Source organism: Phaeobacter sp. HS011 (assembly GCF_018101215.1).
In the GTDB taxonomy this organism is placed as follows: Bacteria; Pseudomonadota; Alphaproteobacteria; order Rhodobacterales; family Rhodobacteraceae; genus Phaeobacter; species Phaeobacter inhibens.
Map to the genome: position 1 here is coordinate 432219 of NZ_JAGEUF010000001.1, position 18751 is coordinate 450969.

At 58.4% G+C, this 18751-nt stretch carries 20 protein-coding genes, 2 pseudogenes and 1 riboswitch; of the genes and pseudogenes, 5 read left to right on the top strand and 17 right to left on the bottom strand.

Annotated features, from left to right (window positions below; translation table 11 throughout):
• Positions 1-19: 19 nt before the first annotated feature.
• The 4 genes from J4721_RS02010 to J4721_RS02025 are packed head-to-tail and all read left to right on the top strand — an operon-like array spanning position 20 to position 3168.
• Positions 20-691 carry a DUF2796 domain-containing protein gene (locus J4721_RS02010; protein ID WP_102856120.1) on the top strand — a complete coding sequence of 224 codons (672 nt, stop codon included), beginning with the start codon at positions 20-22 and terminating at the stop codon, positions 689-691.
• Between the two features lie 6 nt (positions 692-697).
• Positions 698-1393 (top strand): ATP-binding cassette domain-containing protein, encoded by a 696-nt coding sequence (locus J4721_RS02015; protein ID WP_211002002.1) that lies wholly within the window; start codon positions 698-700, stop codon positions 1391-1393.
• Positions 1390-2640, top strand: coding sequence for an ABC transporter permease (locus tag J4721_RS02020; protein ID WP_211002003.1), 1251 nt, complete (start codon positions 1390-1392; stop codon positions 2638-2640). The genes J4721_RS02015 and J4721_RS02020 overlap by 4 nt, the downstream gene beginning before the upstream one ends.
• Before the next feature lie 27 nt (positions 2641-2667).
• Positions 2668-3168, top strand: coding sequence for a DUF3299 domain-containing protein (locus tag J4721_RS02025; RefSeq protein WP_211002282.1), 501 nt, complete (start codon positions 2668-2670; stop codon positions 3166-3168).
• Between the two features lie 81 nt (positions 3169-3249).
• Here the strand turns inward: J4721_RS02025 and J4721_RS02030 are convergent.
• The 10 genes and pseudogenes from J4721_RS02030 to J4721_RS02070 all read right to left on the bottom strand — a co-directional run.
• Positions 3250-3416: pseudogene (locus J4721_RS02030) on the bottom strand (integrase core domain-containing protein); the annotation flags it as partial.
• A gap of 158 nt (positions 3417-3574) precedes the next feature.
• The gene (locus J4721_RS02035) at positions 3575-3910 is read right to left on the bottom strand and encodes a hypothetical protein (RefSeq protein ID WP_211002004.1); all 336 of its coding nucleotides are present in this window, start codon (positions 3908-3910) and stop codon (positions 3575-3577) included.
• Positions 3889-4188 (bottom strand): annotated as a pseudogene (tnpB, locus tag J4721_RS19695) (IS66 family insertion sequence element accessory protein TnpB). The gene J4721_RS02035 and the pseudogene tnpB overlap by 22 nt, the downstream one beginning before the upstream one ends.
• A 196-nt stretch (positions 4189-4384) precedes the next feature.
• Complete coding sequence (locus J4721_RS02040) at positions 4385-4729, bottom strand: hypothetical protein (protein WP_014881834.1); 345 nt, start codon at positions 4727-4729, stop codon at positions 4385-4387.
• A complete protein-coding gene (locus J4721_RS02045) occupies positions 4726-5112 on the bottom strand; it encodes a response regulator (protein WP_014881835.1) in 387 nt (128 codons plus the stop codon). The genes J4721_RS02040 and J4721_RS02045 overlap by 4 nt, the downstream gene beginning before the upstream one ends.
• A gap of 37 nt (positions 5113-5149) precedes the next feature.
• Positions 5150-6013, bottom strand: a complete 864-nt coding sequence (locus tag J4721_RS02050) for a protein-glutamate O-methyltransferase CheR (protein WP_014881836.1) — start codon at positions 6011-6013, stop codon at positions 5150-5152.
• Positions 6010-6498, bottom strand: coding sequence for a chemotaxis protein CheW (locus J4721_RS02055; RefSeq protein WP_014881837.1), 489 nt, complete (start codon positions 6496-6498; stop codon positions 6010-6012). The genes J4721_RS02050 and J4721_RS02055 overlap by 4 nt, the downstream gene beginning before the upstream one ends.
• Positions 6482-8617: a chemotaxis protein CheA gene (locus J4721_RS02060; protein WP_014889357.1), complete on the bottom strand. Its 2136-nt coding sequence runs from the start codon at positions 8615-8617 to the stop codon at positions 6482-6484. The genes J4721_RS02055 and J4721_RS02060 overlap by 17 nt, the downstream gene beginning before the upstream one ends.
• A gap of 1 nt (position 8618) precedes the next feature.
• The gene (locus J4721_RS02065; RefSeq protein ID WP_014881839.1) at positions 8619-8993 is read right to left on the bottom strand and encodes a response regulator; all 375 of its coding nucleotides are present in this window, start codon (positions 8991-8993) and stop codon (positions 8619-8621) included.
• Positions 8990-9277 carry an STAS domain-containing protein gene (locus J4721_RS02070; protein WP_024099218.1) on the bottom strand — a complete coding sequence of 96 codons (288 nt, stop codon included), beginning with the start codon at positions 9275-9277 and terminating at the stop codon, positions 8990-8992. The genes J4721_RS02065 and J4721_RS02070 overlap by 4 nt, the downstream gene beginning before the upstream one ends.
• Positions 9278-9667: 390 nt before the next feature.
• Here J4721_RS02070 and J4721_RS02075 point away from each other — a divergent pair, with 390 nt between their 5' ends.
• Complete coding sequence (locus J4721_RS02075) at positions 9668-12067, top strand: methyl-accepting chemotaxis protein (protein WP_102875526.1); 2400 nt, start codon at positions 9668-9670, stop codon at positions 12065-12067.
• 272 nt (positions 12068-12339) lie between these two features.
• On the opposite strand, the gene J4721_RS02080 is transcribed toward J4721_RS02075, so the two are convergent.
• The 7 genes from J4721_RS02080 to thiC are packed head-to-tail and all read right to left on the bottom strand — an operon-like array spanning position 12340 to position 18432.
• Positions 12340-13137, bottom strand: a complete 798-nt coding sequence (locus J4721_RS02080; protein WP_211002005.1) for a hydroxymethylpyrimidine/phosphomethylpyrimidine kinase — start codon at positions 13135-13137, stop codon at positions 12340-12342.
• Complete coding sequence (locus J4721_RS02085) at positions 13134-14123, bottom strand: HesA/MoeB/ThiF family protein (RefSeq protein WP_102883184.1); 990 nt, start codon at positions 14121-14123, stop codon at positions 13134-13136. The genes J4721_RS02080 and J4721_RS02085 overlap by 4 nt, the downstream gene beginning before the upstream one ends.
• Positions 14099-14692, bottom strand: coding sequence for a thiamine phosphate synthase (locus tag J4721_RS02090; RefSeq protein WP_102858128.1), 594 nt, complete (start codon positions 14690-14692; stop codon positions 14099-14101). The genes J4721_RS02085 and J4721_RS02090 overlap by 25 nt, the downstream gene beginning before the upstream one ends.
• 23 nt (positions 14693-14715) lie before the next feature.
• Entirely contained in the window at positions 14716-15483 is a 768-nt protein-coding gene (locus J4721_RS02095; RefSeq protein WP_014874013.1) for a thiazole synthase, read from the bottom strand.
• 3 nt (positions 15484-15486) lie between these two features.
• Entirely contained in the window at positions 15487-15684 is a 198-nt protein-coding gene (gene thiS / locus J4721_RS02100; protein ID WP_211002006.1) for a sulfur carrier protein ThiS, read from the bottom strand.
• Complete coding sequence (gene thiO, locus J4721_RS02105) at positions 15653-16627, bottom strand: glycine oxidase ThiO (protein ID WP_211002007.1); 975 nt, start codon at positions 16625-16627, stop codon at positions 15653-15655. The genes thiS and thiO overlap by 32 nt, the downstream gene beginning before the upstream one ends.
• Complete coding sequence (gene thiC, locus J4721_RS02110) at positions 16624-18432, bottom strand: phosphomethylpyrimidine synthase ThiC (RefSeq protein ID WP_102869666.1); 1809 nt, start codon at positions 18430-18432, stop codon at positions 16624-16626. Before thiC ends, thiO begins: the two co-directional genes overlap by 4 nt.
• Positions 18433-18554: 122 nt before the next feature.
• Positions 18555-18683, bottom strand: a riboswitch (TPP riboswitch).
• Between the last annotated feature and the right edge of the window lie 68 nt (positions 18684-18751).

Sequence of the window (18751 nt, forward strand, 5' to 3'; positions counted from 1 at the left end):
AACATATTGGATATTGGTCATGAAACGAACGCTCTCATTGTTTGCTATCATCGCCGCTCTGCCTGCATTGGCAGAGGGCACGCGCGAACTTGATGCCCATGAACATGGCGTTGGGACGCTAAACATTGCGATCGAAACCACAAAGGTCGCAATGGAGTTCAAAGCCCCGGGGGCAGACATTGTCGGGTTTGAATACGCCGCAAAAAGTGAGACAGATATTTCCGCAGTTAATGCAGCGATTGCCACACTCCATACACCGTTGCAGTTGTTCGTTGTCCCGGACCCAGCGCTCTGCAACATAGTGGATGCACATGCAGCGCTTGCAGGCGAGGAGGAACATGAAGAGCACGCTGACGAACACGCGCATGAGGCGCACACCGATGAGCAGCACACGCATGATCATGGGCATGAGGATCATGAAAAACATGATGGCGCCGAACATGAGGAACATGGACACGAAGAGCATCATGGTGACCATCATGACGGTCACGCTGAGCATCCTGCCCACTCCGAGTTTTATGCAAACTACCTGCTAGACTGTGAAAACCCTGAGGCATTGAGTAAAATGACATTTGCCTATTTCAGCGCCTTCCCGCAGGCGCAGCGTGTTGATGTACAAGTGATCAAATCAACTGGTGCGCGCGCCTATCAGGTTGACCGCAACGCGCCGGTCTTAAATTTGGAGCCCTGACTGCAAGTGCTTAATGCAACCCTCGAAATCAACGACCTGGCCTATCGCTGGCCGGGCCGTGACGGGTTCTCGCTGACGGTCCCGCATCTTACTGTGGCAGCAGGCGAGACCGTGCTGTTACTCGGCGAAAGCGGCTCAGGAAAATCCACTCTTTTGTCGTTGATCTGCGGCACAGTCCTGCCGGACCGCGGAGAGATCTCCATCGCAGGTAAAACTATCTCCGCCTTAAACAATGGCGCGCGTGATACGTTCAGAGCAAATCATATTGGGGTTATCTTTCAACAGTTTAACCTATTGCCCTTTGGATCGGTGATCGACAATATTCTGCTCCCGCTCCGTTTTGCGCCGTCACGGCGGCAGCGTGTGAGTGACGCAATCGCGGAAGCATCGCGATTATGTTCGGCACTCAATTTGCCAGAGGGTGTTATCAGCGCCAAGGCCCGGACCCTAAGCGTGGGTCAACAGCAACGTGTTGCAGTGGCCCGAGCGTTGATTGGCACCCCCCCGTTGATCATCGCCGATGAGCCTACCTCAGCACTTGATAGCGGCGTTCAGAACGCTTTCTTAGACTTACTTTTTACTCAGACAGCATCGCACGGCTCAGCGCTGCTGATGGTCAGCCATGACTCACGGCTCAGCGCATGTTTTGACCGTGTGATCCATGTGGAAGATATCGCTCAAGTGAAAAGGGCGATGACATGATACTGCGGCTCGCAATTGCTTCGCTCTTCGCAAGGGCGTTGACCGTCGGCATGACGGTCCTTGCCATAGCATTGTCCGTCGCTCTGTTTCTTGGTGTTGAGAAAATACGGACCGGCGCCAAAGCGAGCTTTGCCGATACGATTTCCGGCACAGATCTAATTGTCGGCGCCCGGTCTGGGTCTGTACAGTTGCTGCTCTACTCTGTTTTTCGCATTGGCAATGCGACCAACAACGTCACTTGGGAAAGCTATCAAGACATCGCAAAACGACCCGATGTTGACTGGATAGTGCCGATTTCACTGGGCGACAGCCATCGTCAGTTTCGCGTCATGGGAACAACCACAGCATTCTTTGATCATTATAAGTACCGCCAGGGCCGGTCCCTGAAGATGGCGGATGGCACGCCGATGGAGGATCTCTTTGATACCGTGATTGGTGCCGATGTTGCTGCCACGTTGGACTATCATGTTGGGGATCCCATTATTGTAGCGCACGGGCTTGCGTCCTTTGCCAAACATAAAGACCAACCATTCCGCGTGTCCGGCATACTGGAGAAAACCGGCACGCCAGTCGATCGCACAGTCATCGTGAGTATGAAGGCAATCGAGGCAATTCATGTGGATTGGCAAAGTGGCGCGCAAATTCCCGGCCAATCAACGCCGGTAGACGTCATCCGCGAGATGGAGCTGACGCCCAAGGCGATAACCGCAGCTCTCATCGGCGTTGAAAGCCCATTGCAAACCTTCGCGTTGCAACGCGCCATCAATGAATATCGCGAAGAGCCCCTACTGGCGATTTTGCCAGGCGTTGCGCTGCAGGAACTGTGGAGCATTGTCGGCATCGCGGAAACCGCTTTACTCGCAGTGTCCGCGATGGTGGTGGTCACCGCTTTGATTGGAATGATGGCGACAATTTTCTCCAGCCTCAACGAACGGCGCCGCGAAATGGCAATCTTCCGTGCAATGGGCGCCCGGCCCCGGACCATTCTCAGCTTGCTGGTGCTGGAAGCAATGATGATGGCCACCGTTGGCGCGCTGCTTGGGCTGGTGTTGTTATATATCGGCTTGTTCGTGGCCCAACCTATCCTGGACAGCACTTTCGGCTTATGGATACCGATTGATACACCAACGCTGCGTGAGTTCTGGGTCCTTTTTGCTGTGATCTGCGCTGGCGTGATTGTGAGCCTCATACCCGCCATGCGAGCCTACAGAATGTCTGTCGCTGATGGTATGGTCGTAAAAACGTGATACTCTGACTGAATGAGGTGAATGCATATGTTGAACCGCAGAACGGTCATGATGGGGTTGGCTGGATCCGTCGCCGCGCCACATATGGCTTTTGGTGCGACGCCCCGCGAAATCATGTGGGAGGATTTGATCCCCCCGGGGGTTCCCTACTCGGAAATTACTGGTGAGGGCGATTTGGACCTGGAAAATGACACATGGTCTCCAGTTTATGACGCCAATGCCACAAAACTGAACGAAGCGCTAAACGGTGCGTTCATCAAAATGCCTGGCTTCATTATTCCCTTTGAAATCAGCTCCGACGGAGTGGCCGATTTCATGTTGGTTCCCTACGTCGGTGCCTGTATCCACACCCCGCCACCGCCTGCAAACCAACTGGTTATGGTGAGCACCCAGACGCCGTGGCCGGGCGATATGCTCTGGGATCCAGTTTGGGTAACAGGGACCATGCGAACGCAATTGCAGTCGACCAAACTTGGTCAAACCGGCTATTCCATCTCCGCCAATGAGATGGAGGTTTATGTCTGGTAGACTGCGTTTTCTCGACCCAGTTAATAGATGGCCAAAACTGACGATCACGTTTTCCCTCAGAGTTCGCGTTTTTCCGTGATCTCTGTTCAGGGTTTGGCCCTCTCCTGACCGTGGTTATATTCCCGCGGGGTGAACCCGTCGAAGCTCGAATGCGGGCGGTGGTGATTGTAGTCGTCGCACGGGGCTCGGGTCAGGTTTCGGCCATTGCGTAAGCGCGCGAACAGGTGTTCGTCCAGGCACTCAGCCTTGGGCTGGAAAAGCTCCTCGGCCTTCGAGGCTCATGCCGCATAAATGAGAACCCGGAGCGGCACTAAAACCTGACACGTCCAGAAAGCCTATGATCTGCTTTTCGCTGAAATGGCTTCTTTTCCATCGTCTGCCTCCTCAGCCGGAGAACAGGCTAACCTCAAAGAGAAGACATTTCAAAAGAGCACGTCGGTAACGACAGCAGCTTTTCCACTCCAGTGGCGTTCATACGGACATAGGTCCAGACGGAGTTGAAGCTTATCAAGGCGTTCTGACTTTGATCCGAACCGATGCTGGCTATGCCCCGCAAGCTGGCGGCATTTTTCAGCGTCTGCGCCGTCACACTGAGCTCGCAGGGATCGGAAAGCAATGTTCGGTGCGCATCCAGCATGGGCCGGAAAACGCCCCAGCTATTGCGGAAGGAGTTTCCTACCGCTCTGGAAATGCGAGACGATTCCTGAATATCAACGGTTTCTAGGTTCTTTGCGATAGCCACCAATCGGCCCCTTCAGGCAACATCGACAGCTGATCCGGCGCTAGGCTGATCTTGCCGTCTTTCGCAGAGGGTCAGATGAACCGCCCCCGTTCCAGCCGCTTAGAGAACAAGCAAGCCCCCATGGCTATCCCTTCAGCGGATCTCCGCGCCGTTCGCGAAAAACATGCAGGTACCCGCAGAACGGATTTTCAGCCAGAACCTTCGTCGCCAAACCCCTTACACATGTCCGCGACCTCAACCGCCAGCCAGACCTTTGTGTTTGGCGGAATCGGGATCACTCCGAAAGGTTCAGGGTCCAGAACTTCGACCGGTAGGAAGCAGGTGACGGGTTCTACTTTGGCCTCGGTCGCAAATTGCGGTTACTTCAGCCGATTGAAAACTTGGTTGGCATTCACATCTTAGCGCCAGGCAAACTGCGCAGAACACCAATATCCGGAACAGGGCTGCACCGCCGGGATGGCGGTGCAGGTTTCCTTACTCCTGAGCTGCGCTTGCAGGGTCGCGTAGCCGGTCACGCAGCTTATGTAGTGTTACCACCGCGCTGCTGTCTTCCAAGTTGATACCGCCGGTATCCGCCGCAAGTTTTCTGAGTTCGTCATAGAACTTCACCATTGCAGCCAGGGTCTGCACAACCAGATCAAAGTCCTGCAGAGATTGTCGTTCTTCTCGTGTGGGAGGTGTCCCGCGTTCGAAGATCGTCAACACAGTATCCTCAAGCACCTGCACCTGTTCCTGCAGCCGCTTCATCTCAGCGCGCGACACATCGCAAAGGTCACTGATCGTGTGGCCTTTCGGCGGTGGTGTCGATTGCATGTTCATAGGCGGCCAACCACTTGTTCAATAGCTTGCTTCATCGTGGCAACGGTGAAGGGTTTGCGAATGATGTTGTTCATTGCAAGACGGCGGCCAACCTCAACGATTTCGGGAGTTGGCTTGCCTGTTACCAGGATGAAGCCCACGCGTTGCGTCACACGATGTTCACGCAGGGCCTTCAGAAGGCCCAGCCCATCCATGCCTGGCATATTATAGTCAGACAGCACCAGGTGCACCGGATTGGCGACGAGCTTCTGAAATGCCGATTGCCCGTTATTTTCAACCATATAGTTGCTGACGCCAAGCTCATCCAGACATTGGGTCAGGATGCCTCGACTGGTGGACATATCATCAACGACCATCACGCGCAGAGAGTCTTTCAAGCTCATTTTTAGTTCCTCATTTTCTCTTATTGTGCCGGACTGCTCAGGTGTTCCCACCGGCAGGAGAGTTCAGGTAAGTGGTGATGCCGACGGTCTGCAGCGCCGATGCCGCAGGCCCCGACATACGTTCCGAATGGCCGATAAACAGATAGCCGCCGGGGTTCAGGCTGCGTTGGAACGCATGCCAAACCTTCTGTTGCGTCGGAGTGTCGAAATAGATCGCGACGTTCCGGCAAAAAATCGCATCGAACTTGCCCTTGAACGGGAAAGGTTCAATCAGATTGAGTACCCCAAATGTCAGCAATGCGCGCAGGTCGTCGCGGATTGCCCCATCTTGGCCTTCGATCTTGTAATACCCGCTATATTTCTGCGGGATTTGCGACAGTTCATCAGCGGAATACCGGGCGGAGGATGCCTTGCGGACAACCACCGGATCGATATCCGTGCCAAGGATTTTCACGTCCAGCTTCTCAACATCCGGACAGAGCTCTTTCAACACCATCGCGATGGTATAAGGCTCCTGCCCGTTAGAACATCCTGCAGACCAGATGCGCACCCGATCTCCGCGACGCGCTTTCTCCAGTAACGGCGGCAGGACATCATCGCGCAACGTGTCGAAATGATGCGGTTCTCGAAAGAACTGCGTCACGTTTGTGGTCAGCAGAGACAGCAGTTCGCTGCGTTCCGCATCCGCATTGGGACCGTTCAATTCCTTCAGATAGGATTTGAAATCGGTGTAATTCAGCTTGCGCAACCGCCGCGCCAAGCGTGAAGAAACCAGCGGCTTCTTGCTGCTCGACATAGCCAGCCCAAAGTGCTTGTGCGCAAAATCGGCGATGGCTTCAAAATCCTGATCCGACAGGGTAAAACCATCCGCACGAGTATCGATGGGATTAGCAATAGTCACGAGATCACCTGTTCCGGTACAGTGATGACAGCATCTAGATTGATGATCCGCACCATCGTTTCATCGTGCGAAATAATCCCTTGAATGTAGTCCATCGTGTTGCGGCTATCGACCGGCGGAGTGTCCTGAATGTCATCCGGATTGATCGAAATGATCTCGGAGACAGACTCAGCCAGCAGGCCAACGGGCTTGCCATGCACAGAGACAACGATCACGACGTTTCGCTCGCTCGCCTCTGTCTGCTGCAGTCCGAAACGTGCTGACAGGTCATAGATCGGGATCACCGCGCCGCGCAGGTTCATGACCCCCAGCACATCCGCAGGTGCATGAGGCAGGATCGTTACCGGAGACCAGCGCCGGATTTCACGGATCTGGGTGATTTTCAAACAGAACGCCTGGCCAGCAACGGTGAAACTGACAAATTCGCTGTGCTGGGCGTGTTTGATTTCCGAGTCGTCATATTTGGCTTCAGCTTGCGATTGCATTGCTTATTCTCCGCTCTGTGTCGAAAGCGGCTGCAGAAGGCGAAGCCGCAAGAATACTTTCGGGGTCAAGGATCATGGCAATCTTGCCGTCACCAAGAATGGTTGCGGCCGCGACGCCAGGAATATTTCCACATACGCCATCAAGGCTCTTGATGACGACCTGACGTTGGTCATGGATGTCATCCACAGCCAAAGCGCTGCGCTGACCGGTTTCTGTCTCGACCAGAAGATAGACCCCAGGTGGCTGATCCTGATCAGCCTTGGACAGTCCAAGCGCGCCGCCGACGTCGCAGACAGGAACAAAATTCCCCCTGATCGACAGTAGCGTGCCATCGGCGCCCAGGTTGTTGACCATATCATCGCTGCCGCGCATCGTCTCGACAATCGAAGTGATCGGGACAACCATGGTCTGATCCGCTACGGACACAACCATCCCGTCCATCACAGCAAGCGTCAGTGGTAGGATAATGGTGAAGACTGAGCCCTTACCCGGCGTGGAGGCAATATTGATCCGCCCCCCCAAGGCTGTGACTGCGTTCTTCACCACATCCATTCCGACACCGCGCCCGGACAGATTTGAGATCTCCTTTGCCGTGGAAAAACCCGGCAGGAACAACAAGTTGTCGATCTCGCTATCGCTAAGGTCCGCATTCTCGGGAATGAGGCCCTTGTCGATGGCAATCTGTTTCACACGCGGCCGATTAACACCGGCCCCATCATCCTTGATCTCGATACAGACACTGCCCGAGCGATGAGACGCCGATAGCCGGATTTCACCGCTCTTGGTCTTGCCCGCCGCTTCGCGGTCCTCGGGCTTTTCGATACCATGATCGACTGCGTTGCGCAGGATGTGGGTCAACGGATCAGACAGTCGTTCAATGACGGTCTTATCAACTTCGGTACCCTCACCCTCGGTGATCAGCTTGGCAGTTTTGCCTGTCGCTGAGGAGGCTTCCCGCACGATCCGCGCCATCCGCTGAAACAGCGGTTTAACGGGTTGTGCGCGGATGGACATGACACCTTCCTGGATATCACGGGCCAGATTTTTAAAGCCCTCCAGTTCAGTTTCCACATCCCGCAGGTCTGCGACATCGAGGTTGGCAATCTGCTGTGCCAGCATCGAATGGTTGATGATCAATTCGCCAACGGCGTTGATCAACCGGTCGACCCGTTCCAGATCGACCCGCAGCGTCGGGTTTGGCCCACGCTGCTCGGATTTCGCGGCCTCAGCTTTTGGCGCCGCCGCTTTGGCGGCCACCGGGGCTTCCACGGCCTCCGGCTCTGGAGCTGAGACCGGCGGTTCAAAAGGGGCAGTCACCTGATCACCACCTTCCTCTGGAGCGGCACCAAATGCAGCCTCCAGCGCAGCCAGCGCATTGGCATCGTCCTCTTCATCCATATCGGAGTCGATGGACAACTCACACAGCCCTTCCACGAACTCGAAAACCGACTCAATTGCCGACTTCGGCTCTGTCGTGGTGAGCGTCAGCGCCCAGATCAGATAGCTTTCGTCAGTATCCAGTGCATCAAAACCGGGCAGCTCACTCTCGTCCAGTGTCACCTCAAGCGTGCCAAGATCGGCCAGTGTCTGGAACAGGAAGTAAGGTTCGTTACCGGTGCCGTACATGTCCTTCAATGGGTGGAAACGAATGGTGTAGACCCGCTCCTGTTCCACTTCGATCGGCGCCATTTCAAAGGCACCGCCCAAACCCATCGGCTGGAATACGACCTCTTCTTCTTCCTCGTCGATATACTCCTCAAGAGCAGAGACAAGCACATCGTTATGTGCCTCATCAACGCTGCCACCATCGCGGGAGGTCGCCACAAGATCAGACAGGTGATCGCTACAACGCAGCAACAGCTGAATAAGCTTGGTGTCAAGTTGCAGCCGGTTGGCACGCACCTCGTCAAAGACGGTTTCAAATTTATGGGCAAACGCGACCAGCTCGTCCAAGCCGAAAGCACCTGCGCCCCCTTTGATCGAGTGAACCGCCCGGAAGACAGCATTGACCACCTCAGGGTCGTGATCGCCTCCTTCGATAGCGGTCAAACCCTCATCCATTGCTTCGAGGAGTTCTTCGCACTCCTCAAAGAATGTGTCCTGTATCGACCCCGCCATCTTAGGCCGCGGCTCCAGTAACGCGCTTCAGCGCGAAAATCAGAGAGGCGTCGTCAAACGGCTTGGTGATCCATCCTGTAGCGCCAGCACCACGGGCGCGGGCCTTCAACTCAGGAGCACTCTCGGTGGTCAGCACCAAAATCGGCACTTTCGAGTTGATACCATCACCGCGCAGCTCTTCGATAACACCAAAGCCGTCCAGATTCGGCATATTGATGTCTGTGATCACCACGTCCGGAGCCACATCCGCATACATGTCCACACCCTCGCGGCCGTCAACGGCGCAGTGGTATTCAAAACCGGCCTCTTCAAGAGCGGCGGCCAGGAGATTCCGGATGGTGCGGGAATCGTCGATTGCCAGAACTTTCGTCTTCATGCTGTTTCCTCGTCTTCAAATCGGTTGGGCTCGAGCCCCAAAAGAGTGAGCGATTTCCGGCACCCTTCAGTGATCTTGGCGACTGAGAAACCCAGCCCCTCTGACCGCCATTGTTGTTCTGCACTCAGCAGAAGCTGCAGGCAGCGTGACGGCATGACCGCCACATTGCTGCAATCAATCTCCACTGCCTGAGTGCGCGCCCCGCGCAAGAATGCAATCAGCGGATCCAGATCCGAGAAGGCATTGGGCAGGTCCAAGATGTGTTTTTGCGTTTCCGTCGTCATGGTCAGCGATTCGCACCCCCGTATTCGGCGACAGGTTTCAAGTCGATACGGTAGGAGTAGACGGCGGGCCTTAATATTTGATTGCCGGACCCGCCGCCGGGAGCCCTGAATCGGCATGGAATTAGCAGTAAAAACCAGCCGGAATTTCGCTAAATTTTACCTGCGGGCTGACGGTCACTTTTTTGGACCGCCCCGCTTTGCCAAAACAACAGCACTCACGCGCGGTGATATATTTATACGGACTCACACTGGTGTTCCGTTATGGCGTTTTACCGAGAAATTGCCGTGAAAAACCAACCTCTCGTAAGGTCGAAATTAACTCCTAGCGGGCATCAAAGGGAAAAGGAGAGGGCCAGCACCCACTTCTTGTGCCTGTGAATGGAGTATCCGATGAAAATTATTCCCAACCTGCGTCTGGCGTACAAACTGCCCCTCTTCATCGTAGGGTTCAGCGTGCTGGTGACAGCGATCTTTGTAACGATCAGCTCCCTCGCTTTTCAGCGAAATGCGATTGCACATGCTGAGGAACAATTTCACGCCATGACCGAGGACCGCAGTATGGCGCTGAGAGCGCTTGTTGAGGGAATTCGTGCTGACGCGTCAACCCTAGCGGCGATTCCGTCAACGGCGACCGCGCTTGAATGGTTCACCATGACCTGGGAAGGAATCGAAGGTGACCCCCAGAAAACGCTGCGGAACGCCTATATAGACGCAAATCCCAATGCGGTAGGTGAAAAACACCTGCTGAATCGGGGAATCGGCGATTCTCCCTATCATATGCACCACGCCCGCTTTCACCCTTCACTGACGGCCGTTCTTCAGAACAAGGGATATTACGACGTTTTCCTGATCAACGCCGCGGGTGATGTGGTCTATTCGGTCACTAAGGAGGCTGACTACGCCTCGAACCTGGTCAATGGTGCCTATGCCGAATCAGGGCTTGGCAAGGCGTTCAGGTCAGCCATCGACATGTCAGCGGGTGACGTCGTCTTTGCCGACCTCGAATCTTACGCTCCGAGCAACGGCGCCGCCGCTGCATTTGTCGCAAGCCCGGTTTTTGACGCTGCTGGCGATTTGCAGGGGGTCATCGCCCTGCAAGTGCCTGTGGACATGCTGACCAAAATCGTCAATCCGGTGACCGACATGAATGAGACACTGGACGTGTTCATCGTTGGTCAGGATTTGAAGGTGCGCACCAACTCGCGTCATGATGACGTGCACCAGGTGTTGGAACAGCTGCCGGAAACAGAACAGATTTCGGCAGCTCTCGCTGGTGAAAGCGGCTTTTACGCCGATACGGTGGATTCACACGGCACTCCGGTTGTCGCCTATTCCGAACCTGTCGACATGCCGCAGGTCAATTGGGCAATTGTTGCAGAACAGGACCGCGCGGAGCTGTTTGCGCCTGTTGTACGAGAACGCAATATTCTGCTGCTGATTTCTTTGGTGTGTGCAGCGGTTATGTCGCTTGTTGGCTGGCTCTTTGCACGCTCAATCACCCAGCCAATCAACCGTATTTGCAACCGCATCGAGGAGGTCGCATCCGGAAATCTGGACTCAGATATTCCTGAAGCGGGCCGCAATGATGAAATTGGTGATATCGGCAAGCAGCTGATCAGCCTGCAAGATGATCTTAAACAGGCACGCTCCGCTGAACTTGATCGTGCAGAACTGCAACAACAACAAGAGGTTGTCGTCGAACAGCTGAGCTCAGGCCTGGTGCGTCTTGCCTCCGGAGATTTCTCCCAGCCCATTTCCGATCCGTTCCCTTCGCATCATGAAAAACTGCGCGAGAATTTCAACCGCACCTCTGAAACACTCAGCTCCACGGTCACGCAGGTGATTGACACAGCCGAGAGCATCCGCAGTGGGGCAAATGAAATCAGCCAGGCGTCTGACGATCTGTCGAACCGCACCGAAAGCCAGGCCGCCACGCTGGAAGAAACCGCCGCCGCTCTGGATGAGATGACGGCCAGCGTGAAATCCGCCGCCGAAGGGGCGCGCAGCGTCGAAAGCATCATGCAGGAGGCCAAACAGGAGGCCGAAACCAGCGGCGAAGTGGTCCAGAGCGCGGTCTCTGCCATGACCGAGATCGAACAATCCTCGACCCATATCTCCCAGATCATCAGTGTGATTGATGACATTGCCTTTCAGACCAACCTTCTGGCGCTCAACGCCGGGGTGGAAGCCGCACGCGCTGGCGAGGCGGGCAAGGGCTTTGCCGTGGTCGCAAGTGAGGTGCGGGCGCTGGCGCAGCGCTCCTCGGATGCCGCGATGGAGATCAAGACACTGATCGGCGACAGCACCAAACAGGTGGAGCGTGGCGTCGATCTGGTTGGAAAAACTGGTGATGCGCTTCAGGGCATTGTCGAACGGGTCAGTCATATCTCGCAACTGGTGTCCGGCATTGCGACCGGGGCCAGCGAACAGTCCACCGGCCTGCATGAGATCAACACCGGCGTGACCCAGCTGGATCAGGTCACCCAGCAGAATGCCGCCATGGTTGAAGAGGCCACCGCCGCCGGTCACATGTTGAACGCTGATGCCAGCAAACTGGCGGAACTGGTCGCCCATTTCCGTGTCGCAGCAGGCGGCGGGCAGGCCCCGGCCCGTAAACCCGCAGCGTCCACAGCGCCAACCCGGAGAGCGGTTGCCACGCAGGAGGCCGCACCGGCCGCCCCCAGTGCCCATGGCGATGATTGGGACCTAGAGGCTGTCACACCACAGCCAGCCCCCGCAGCAGCCAGCACCAGCGGCAATGCCGCCAAGGACATCTGGCAGGATTTCTGATCCCGCCAAACGCCCCCAACTCCAAGCCAAATTAGGCTAAGTCAGGTCAGGAATGGGGCTGACCACAAAGACACCGCGCCGGACCAGTCCGGCGCGGTTTTTCCCTTCCGCCCCTCCGGCAGATTTGCCTTCCGGCTGAGAACAGCGTTGTCCGAGCCGCAAAGGCACGCCGAGGTAAAGACGCGCCAGATGGGTCCCCCTCACAGGCCGTTTCACTGCGCGTCCAAAGTGAGATCTGGCTGCGATCGCTTGCTCGGACTGGGCGGCGCTGCTCAGGTTGCGGCCTCCTTCAGCCATTCATGCACATAATCACCGGCATTGGCGCAAGCCCGATCGAAGCCCCGACCCGTCATCAGCTGAACAGCAATTGCCGTGGCGAGGGTGCAGCCGGTGCCACGCCTGCCGCGCGGCAGACGTGGTCTCTCGTAGCGAATATGCGCGTCACCGAAGAAGAGGTGGTCAACCGACAGTGCCCCACCTCCGTGCCCGCCTTTGATCAGCACCGCATCGGCGCCCGCATCCTGCAACTGACGAGCCTGCTGCAACCGACGGGTCTGTGATGCGATACCGGGTGTGTCAGGGCTGTCGGGTTGCCGGTCGCTCAGGCAGGGGGCAAGCTGAGCGGCCTCTTGCACATTGGGGGTGATGAGATTGGCACGTGCAATCAAGGGCTTGAGGTCTGAAGCCTGCATCAACCGGCCACCGGAACTGCTGCGCAGGACTGGGTCCAGTACGACCGGGCATGTGTCGGGCACCGAAAGAGCCAGCGCCTTGGCAATGCTTTCGGCGGCCATTGCGCTGCCAACCATACCAATTTTCACCGCAGAAATCGGCCCGGTCGCGGCGGCTGCGCGTATCTGGCTCTGAATGACCTCGGGCCGCGTCGGGTGGATCTCCTCCAGGGCCGCATCTGTCTGCACGGTTACTGCCGTCACCACCGGTCGCAACGAGAGCGAGCGCTGTGCAAATTGCGGAAGCAGCTGGGCCATTGCAGTGGCCGCAGCGACATCGCGGGTCAGCCCTGCACCGCCGCTGCTGTCTGTCCCCGCGATGATCAGAAGCGTGGTCATCTGGGTTGGCCCGCGGCTAGCAGGACAAGTTCTCCAGCGAAATCCGGGGCAATCTCAGCCGCCGTGCGCCAGGCGCGCAGGCCACTGTGACAGGCCAGCACCACGCGGCGATCACCGGGCAGATCTCTCGCCTGCAAGGCCTCCGGCAGAATACGAACAGCGGTTCGGATAGCGGGTGTCGGGGCCTCTTGCTCGGGGCGCAACTCAACCACGTAGTCCTCATCGGTGATCGCGTTCAACCCGATGAAGGGGAGGGGGCGGGCTGGCTCCCTTGCGGTGCTGAAATCAAAACCACCCATTTGCAGCCCTGCGAAATCCACGCTGAAGATGCGCCCGCGCGGGGTCGGCTGATGGTTGAGCAACAGCTTCAACGCCAGCTGCGCCTGCCAGGCGCCAATCACGCCGACAACCGGACCCATGATCCCGGAGGTGGCGCAGGTGGCGGCACTGCCGGGCGGGTCAGGGAATACGGCGCGCAGCGACGGACCGCCGCCGCAGAACACGCCGACATATCCCGATTGCGCCAATGCCGAGCCAGAGATCAGATCCCGCCCGAGCCGCTGGCAACAATCTGACAGCGTATAAGACACTGCATGGCTGTCGGCGGCATCAATCACCAGATCCACCGGCGTGACGGCAGCCGTGACATTATCAGGCGTCAGATCCCGCGCATGGGGATGCAGGCGCAGTTCCGGCGCCATGGCGCACAGCTTTTCGCGGGCGGCGTCAACTTTGTAGCGGCCGATATCTGCGGGTGTATACAGGGGTTGGCGCGGCAGGTTCGTGGCTTCCACACTGTCGCCATCCATCACCGTGATTTCGCCAATTCCGGCCCCGGCAAGATATTGCAGGACAGGACTGCCTAACCCGCCAGCCCCAACCACCAGAACATGGGCGGCAGCGAGCTTTGCCTGTCCCTCCGCTCCCACCTCAGGCAGGGCAATCTGGCGGTCAAAGCGGCTCATGAGGCGCAGGCCTTGATCCATTCGCGCGTGCGCGCCTCCGGATCAGGGGCCTGGAGGATATCGGTGACCACAGCGGCGCTGTCTGCGCCAGCGGCAAAGACACCGGGCAGGCGCTCGGGGGTCAGCCCGCCAATGGCAACCAGAGGGGTTCTGCCTGCCATCTCCTTCCAGCGCCGCACGCGATCCACACCTTGTGGTGCCCATTTCATCTTCTTCAGCAGGGTTTCATACACTGGGCCAAGCGCGACATAGTCCGGCGCGTGGGACAGGGCGCGCTCCAGCTCCGCCTCATCGTGGGTCGACAGGCCAAACCGTACGCCCTTGCGACGCAGGGCGGCAAAGTCGGCACTGTCCATGTCTTCTTGCCCCAGATGTATAAATCCGCAATTCAGATCCAGCGCGACCTGCCAATGGTCATTGACCACCAGCTGTGCACCATGCACCGCGCAGAAATCCCGCGCCCGCGCAATCTGGCGGCGGATCTCCTGCTCTGGCCGATCCTTCAGCCGCAGCTGCACCAGTCGCACGCCATGCGGCACCAGCAGTTCCAATTGGCTGACATGGCCAACGATCAGGTAAAAACGCTCCATTGTCGTCTCCAAATTGAGGGCGCTCAGCTCAGCGCGGCGAGGCCAAGAACAGGGGTGGAGGGCACGGCCATATCGCGCCGTTCCATCGGATCAGCCAGATATCCCGCGCGGCCAGCCTCAATGGCCAGCGCGACGGCACGGGCCATTCCGGCAGGGTCTCCGGCCTTCGCCACTGCGGTGTTCAACAGCACCGCGTCCATTCCCAGTTCCATCGCCTGAGTGGCATCTGAGGGGCGGCCGATGCCCGCATCCACGATCAGCGGCACGTCGGGGAAATGCGCTCGCATCGCGCGCAGGGCATCTGGGTTGCGCAGGCCCTGGCCGGAGCCTATTGGCGCGCCCCAGGGCATCAGCACTTCGCAACCTGCCTCGAGCAGTTTTTCGCCCACCACAAGATCGTCGGTCGTGTAGGGAAATACCTGAAATCCGTCGTCAGACAGCACGCGCGCAGCCTCTACCAGCGCAAAGACATCCGGCTGCAGTGTGTCGGAATGGCCGATCACCTCCAGTTTGATCCATGGGGTGTCGAATAGCTCGCGCGCCATATGAGCGGTGGTCACAGCCTCCTGCACGGAATGGCAACCGGCCGTATTGGGCAGGATGCGACAGTCCAATGCGCGTAGCTGATCCCAGAACCCGGCACCGGTGCCCTCCGCCGTTTCCCGCCGCAGCGACACCGTGATGATCTCGCTGGCGCTGCTTTTGATTGCCGCATTCAGTACCCTGGGAGAGGGGTATTGCGCCGTCCCCAGCAGCAGGCGGGAGGTGATGTTCTGTCCATAGAGTTGCACTGCTCAGCCTCCCTGCATCGGCGTCAGGATCTCCAGCCGATCTCCGTCCGCCAGTTGAATTCCGGGACGGGCGGCGCGGGCCACGAACTGCCCGTTGACGGCGGTTGCAACTGCGGACTGGGCATAGCCGAGCTGTTGCAGAGCCTCGTCGAGGGTGCCAGCGCGCAGCTCATGCGGTTTGGCGTTCACGATGATTTTCATCCTGTGTCTCCGGTCTCAGGCGGTTCGCCACCTGCTGCGCCATGGCGGGCGCCAGCAGAAATCCGTGGCGGTACAGCCCATTGAGGAATAGCGTCCCGCCGTCCTGATGAAGGCGGGGCAGATTGTCGGGGAAGGCGGGGCGCAGGCCTGCGCCGGTTTCCACCACGCTGGCCTCGGCAAATCCGGGATGCAGCGTGAAGGCAGCATTCAGCAACTCACTGAGCGAGCGCAGGGTGATCGCGCGCGCTGATGTGCTCTCGATCATCGTGCCGCCGATCATGAACCGCCCGCCTCCCCGCGGCACGAGGTAGAGCGGCATGCGCGGATGAAGAAGCCGAAGCGTGCGGCTGATCTTCACCTCCGGGCAATGCAGAATGGCCATTTCTCCGCGCACCGGGCGCAGATCTGCTAGCCGTCCTGCGGCGGCGATGCCTCGGCAATCCAGATCAACAGCGCCGGGTGCATCCGTGCCAAGGGAGATCTCAACCCCGAGAGCAGAGACTGCCGCCGCCAGATCCCGGATGGCGCGACGCGGGTCCAGATGCGCCTCCTGATCAAAAAACAGCGCCTGCGAAAATCGCCCCGCGAGGGCGGGTTCCAGCTCTGCAATCTCGGGCCCGTCAACACGCCGGTACTGGGTGGTGCGACGGGCAAAGCGGGTGATCTCTGCCCGGTCGCGGGGGGGCGCAACCACCAGTGTGCCGCGCCGGTGGACGCTCGTAACCTTGGCCCACCAGTCGATGGCGCGGCCACCGAGGGTGATCACCTCCTCCTCGGCGCTTTCGCGTTCACACCAGGGCGCCAGCATGCCGCCTGCATAGCGCGAGACACTGCCCGCGCCGATCTCGGTTGCGCGCTCATAGACCCGCACAGCGGCCCCGCGTTGCGCCAGTTCATAGGCGCAGGCGAGGCCCGCGAGGCCTGCACCTGCTATGGTGATCATTCCGCAGGTTCCGCAGCCTCGGGGGCCGGCACATACAGCTCGCCGCCCTCGCGGAACTTGGCGGCCATCGCCTCCATGCCTTCCTTCTGCGCCTCGGCGCGAATGTCGTGGCTGATCCGCATGGAGCAGAACTTCGGACCGCACATGGAGCAGAAATGCGCCACCTTATGCGCCTGCTTGGGCAGGGTCTGGTCGTGGAACTCGCGCGCGGTGTCCGGGTCCAGCGACAGGTTGAACTGATCTTCCCAGCGGAATTCGAACCGCGCGCGGGACAGCGCATCATCGCGGCGCTGCGCACCCGGCAGACCCTTGGCGAGGTCAGCCGCATGGGCCGCGATCTTATAGGTGATCACGCCCACCTTGACGTCGTCGCGGTCGGGCAGGCCCAAGTGCTCCTTGGGCGTCACGTAACACAGCATCGCGCAACCGAACCAGCCGATCATCGCCGCGCCGATGCCGGATGTGATGTGGTCGTACCCCGGCGCGATGTCGGTGGTCAGCGGCCCCAGCGTATAGAACGGTGCCTCGTGGCAGCACTCCAGCTGCTTGTCCATGTTTTCCTTGATCTTGTGCATGGCGACATGGCCCGGCCCCTCGATCATCACCTGGCAGTCCTTGGCCCAGGCGATCTTGGTCAGCTCACCCAGGGTTTCCAGCTCGGCAAACTGCGCCTCGTCATTGGCGTCGGCGATGGAGCCGGGGCGCAAGCCATCGCCCAGTGAGAAGCTGACGTCATACTGGCGGCAGATGTCACAGATGTCCTCGAAATGCTCATAGAGGAAGCTCTCCTTGTGGTGATGCAGGCACCACTTCGCCATGATCGAGCCGCCGCGCGACACAATCCCTGTCACCCGCTCGACGGTCATCGGCACCATATGCAGGCGCACGCCGGCATGGATGGTGAAGTAATCCACGCCTTGCTCGGCTTGTTCGATCAGCGTGTCGCGGAACACTTCCCAAGTCAGGTCTTCGGCGATGCCGTTCACCTTCTCCAGCGCCTGATAGATCGGCACAGTGCCGATCGGAACCGGCGAGTTGCGCACGATCCATTCGCGGGTGTTGTGGATGTTGCGCCCCGTCGACAGGTCCATCACCGTGTCGGCGCCCCAACGGATCGCCCAGACCAGTTTGTCGACTTCCTCCTCCATCGAGGAGGTGACGGCCGAAGTACCCATGTTGGCGTTGATCTTGACCAGGAAATTGCGACCGATGATCATCGGCTCAATCTCGGGGTGGTTGATGTTTGCGGGGATGATGGCGCGACCGGCGGCGATCTCATCGCGGACAAACTCCGGCGTCACGTAATCGGGGATATTGGCGCCAAAGTCGTTGCCATCGCGGTGACAGGGGGACAGTTCGCGCAGCTGGTTTTCGCGGATTGCCACGTATTCCATCTCCGGCGTGATGATGCCGGCGCGGGCATAGGCCAGCTGGGTTGGTGCTGTGCCGTCCTTGCCCCGCAGCGGAGCGGGTTTCACCGGGAATTCCGGCGTCAGACGGTCACCCTCAACGAATCCGTTGTCCTCGGGTTTTACATCGCGGCCTTGGTAGCTTTCGACGTCGCCGCGTGCCTCTATCCACTGACGGCGCAGCTGCGGCAGGCCTTGGCGGATATCGGTCAGCACATCCGGGTCGGTATAGGGGCCGGAGCTGTCATAGACCGGCAGCGGTGCTTCGCCCGCGGTGGGGTGGGTGGAGATTTCCCGCATCGGTACGCGGATGTCCGGGTGGACCTCTCCGCTGACGTAGATCTTGCGTGATGCGGGCAATGCGCCTGTGGTGATTTTGGGATTGGGGACATTCATGTTGGTGCTCCTCGAAGCCTAGACTTGGAAAAGACACCAGATGAGGTTTGGCTCGGGAAACAGAGGGCGTACGACCCCCTTGTTCAGTCAACGCAAGACGTCAGGGGGTGTACAATTCCCGCAGCCATGCGCGCCTAGCTTCCTACGCCAGTATCAACTGGGTCAGGTTCAAAGGGTCGCGCCGCCGGTCCGGAATGTCCCGCACCTAAACGCCTCTCAGTCCCCTTGGCGGGACTCCCCTGCGTGCTTTAGGGGTAGGGGAGATATGGTCTCCCCGTCAATGTCTTATTTTATAGATTATTATTATCGTTAAATAACA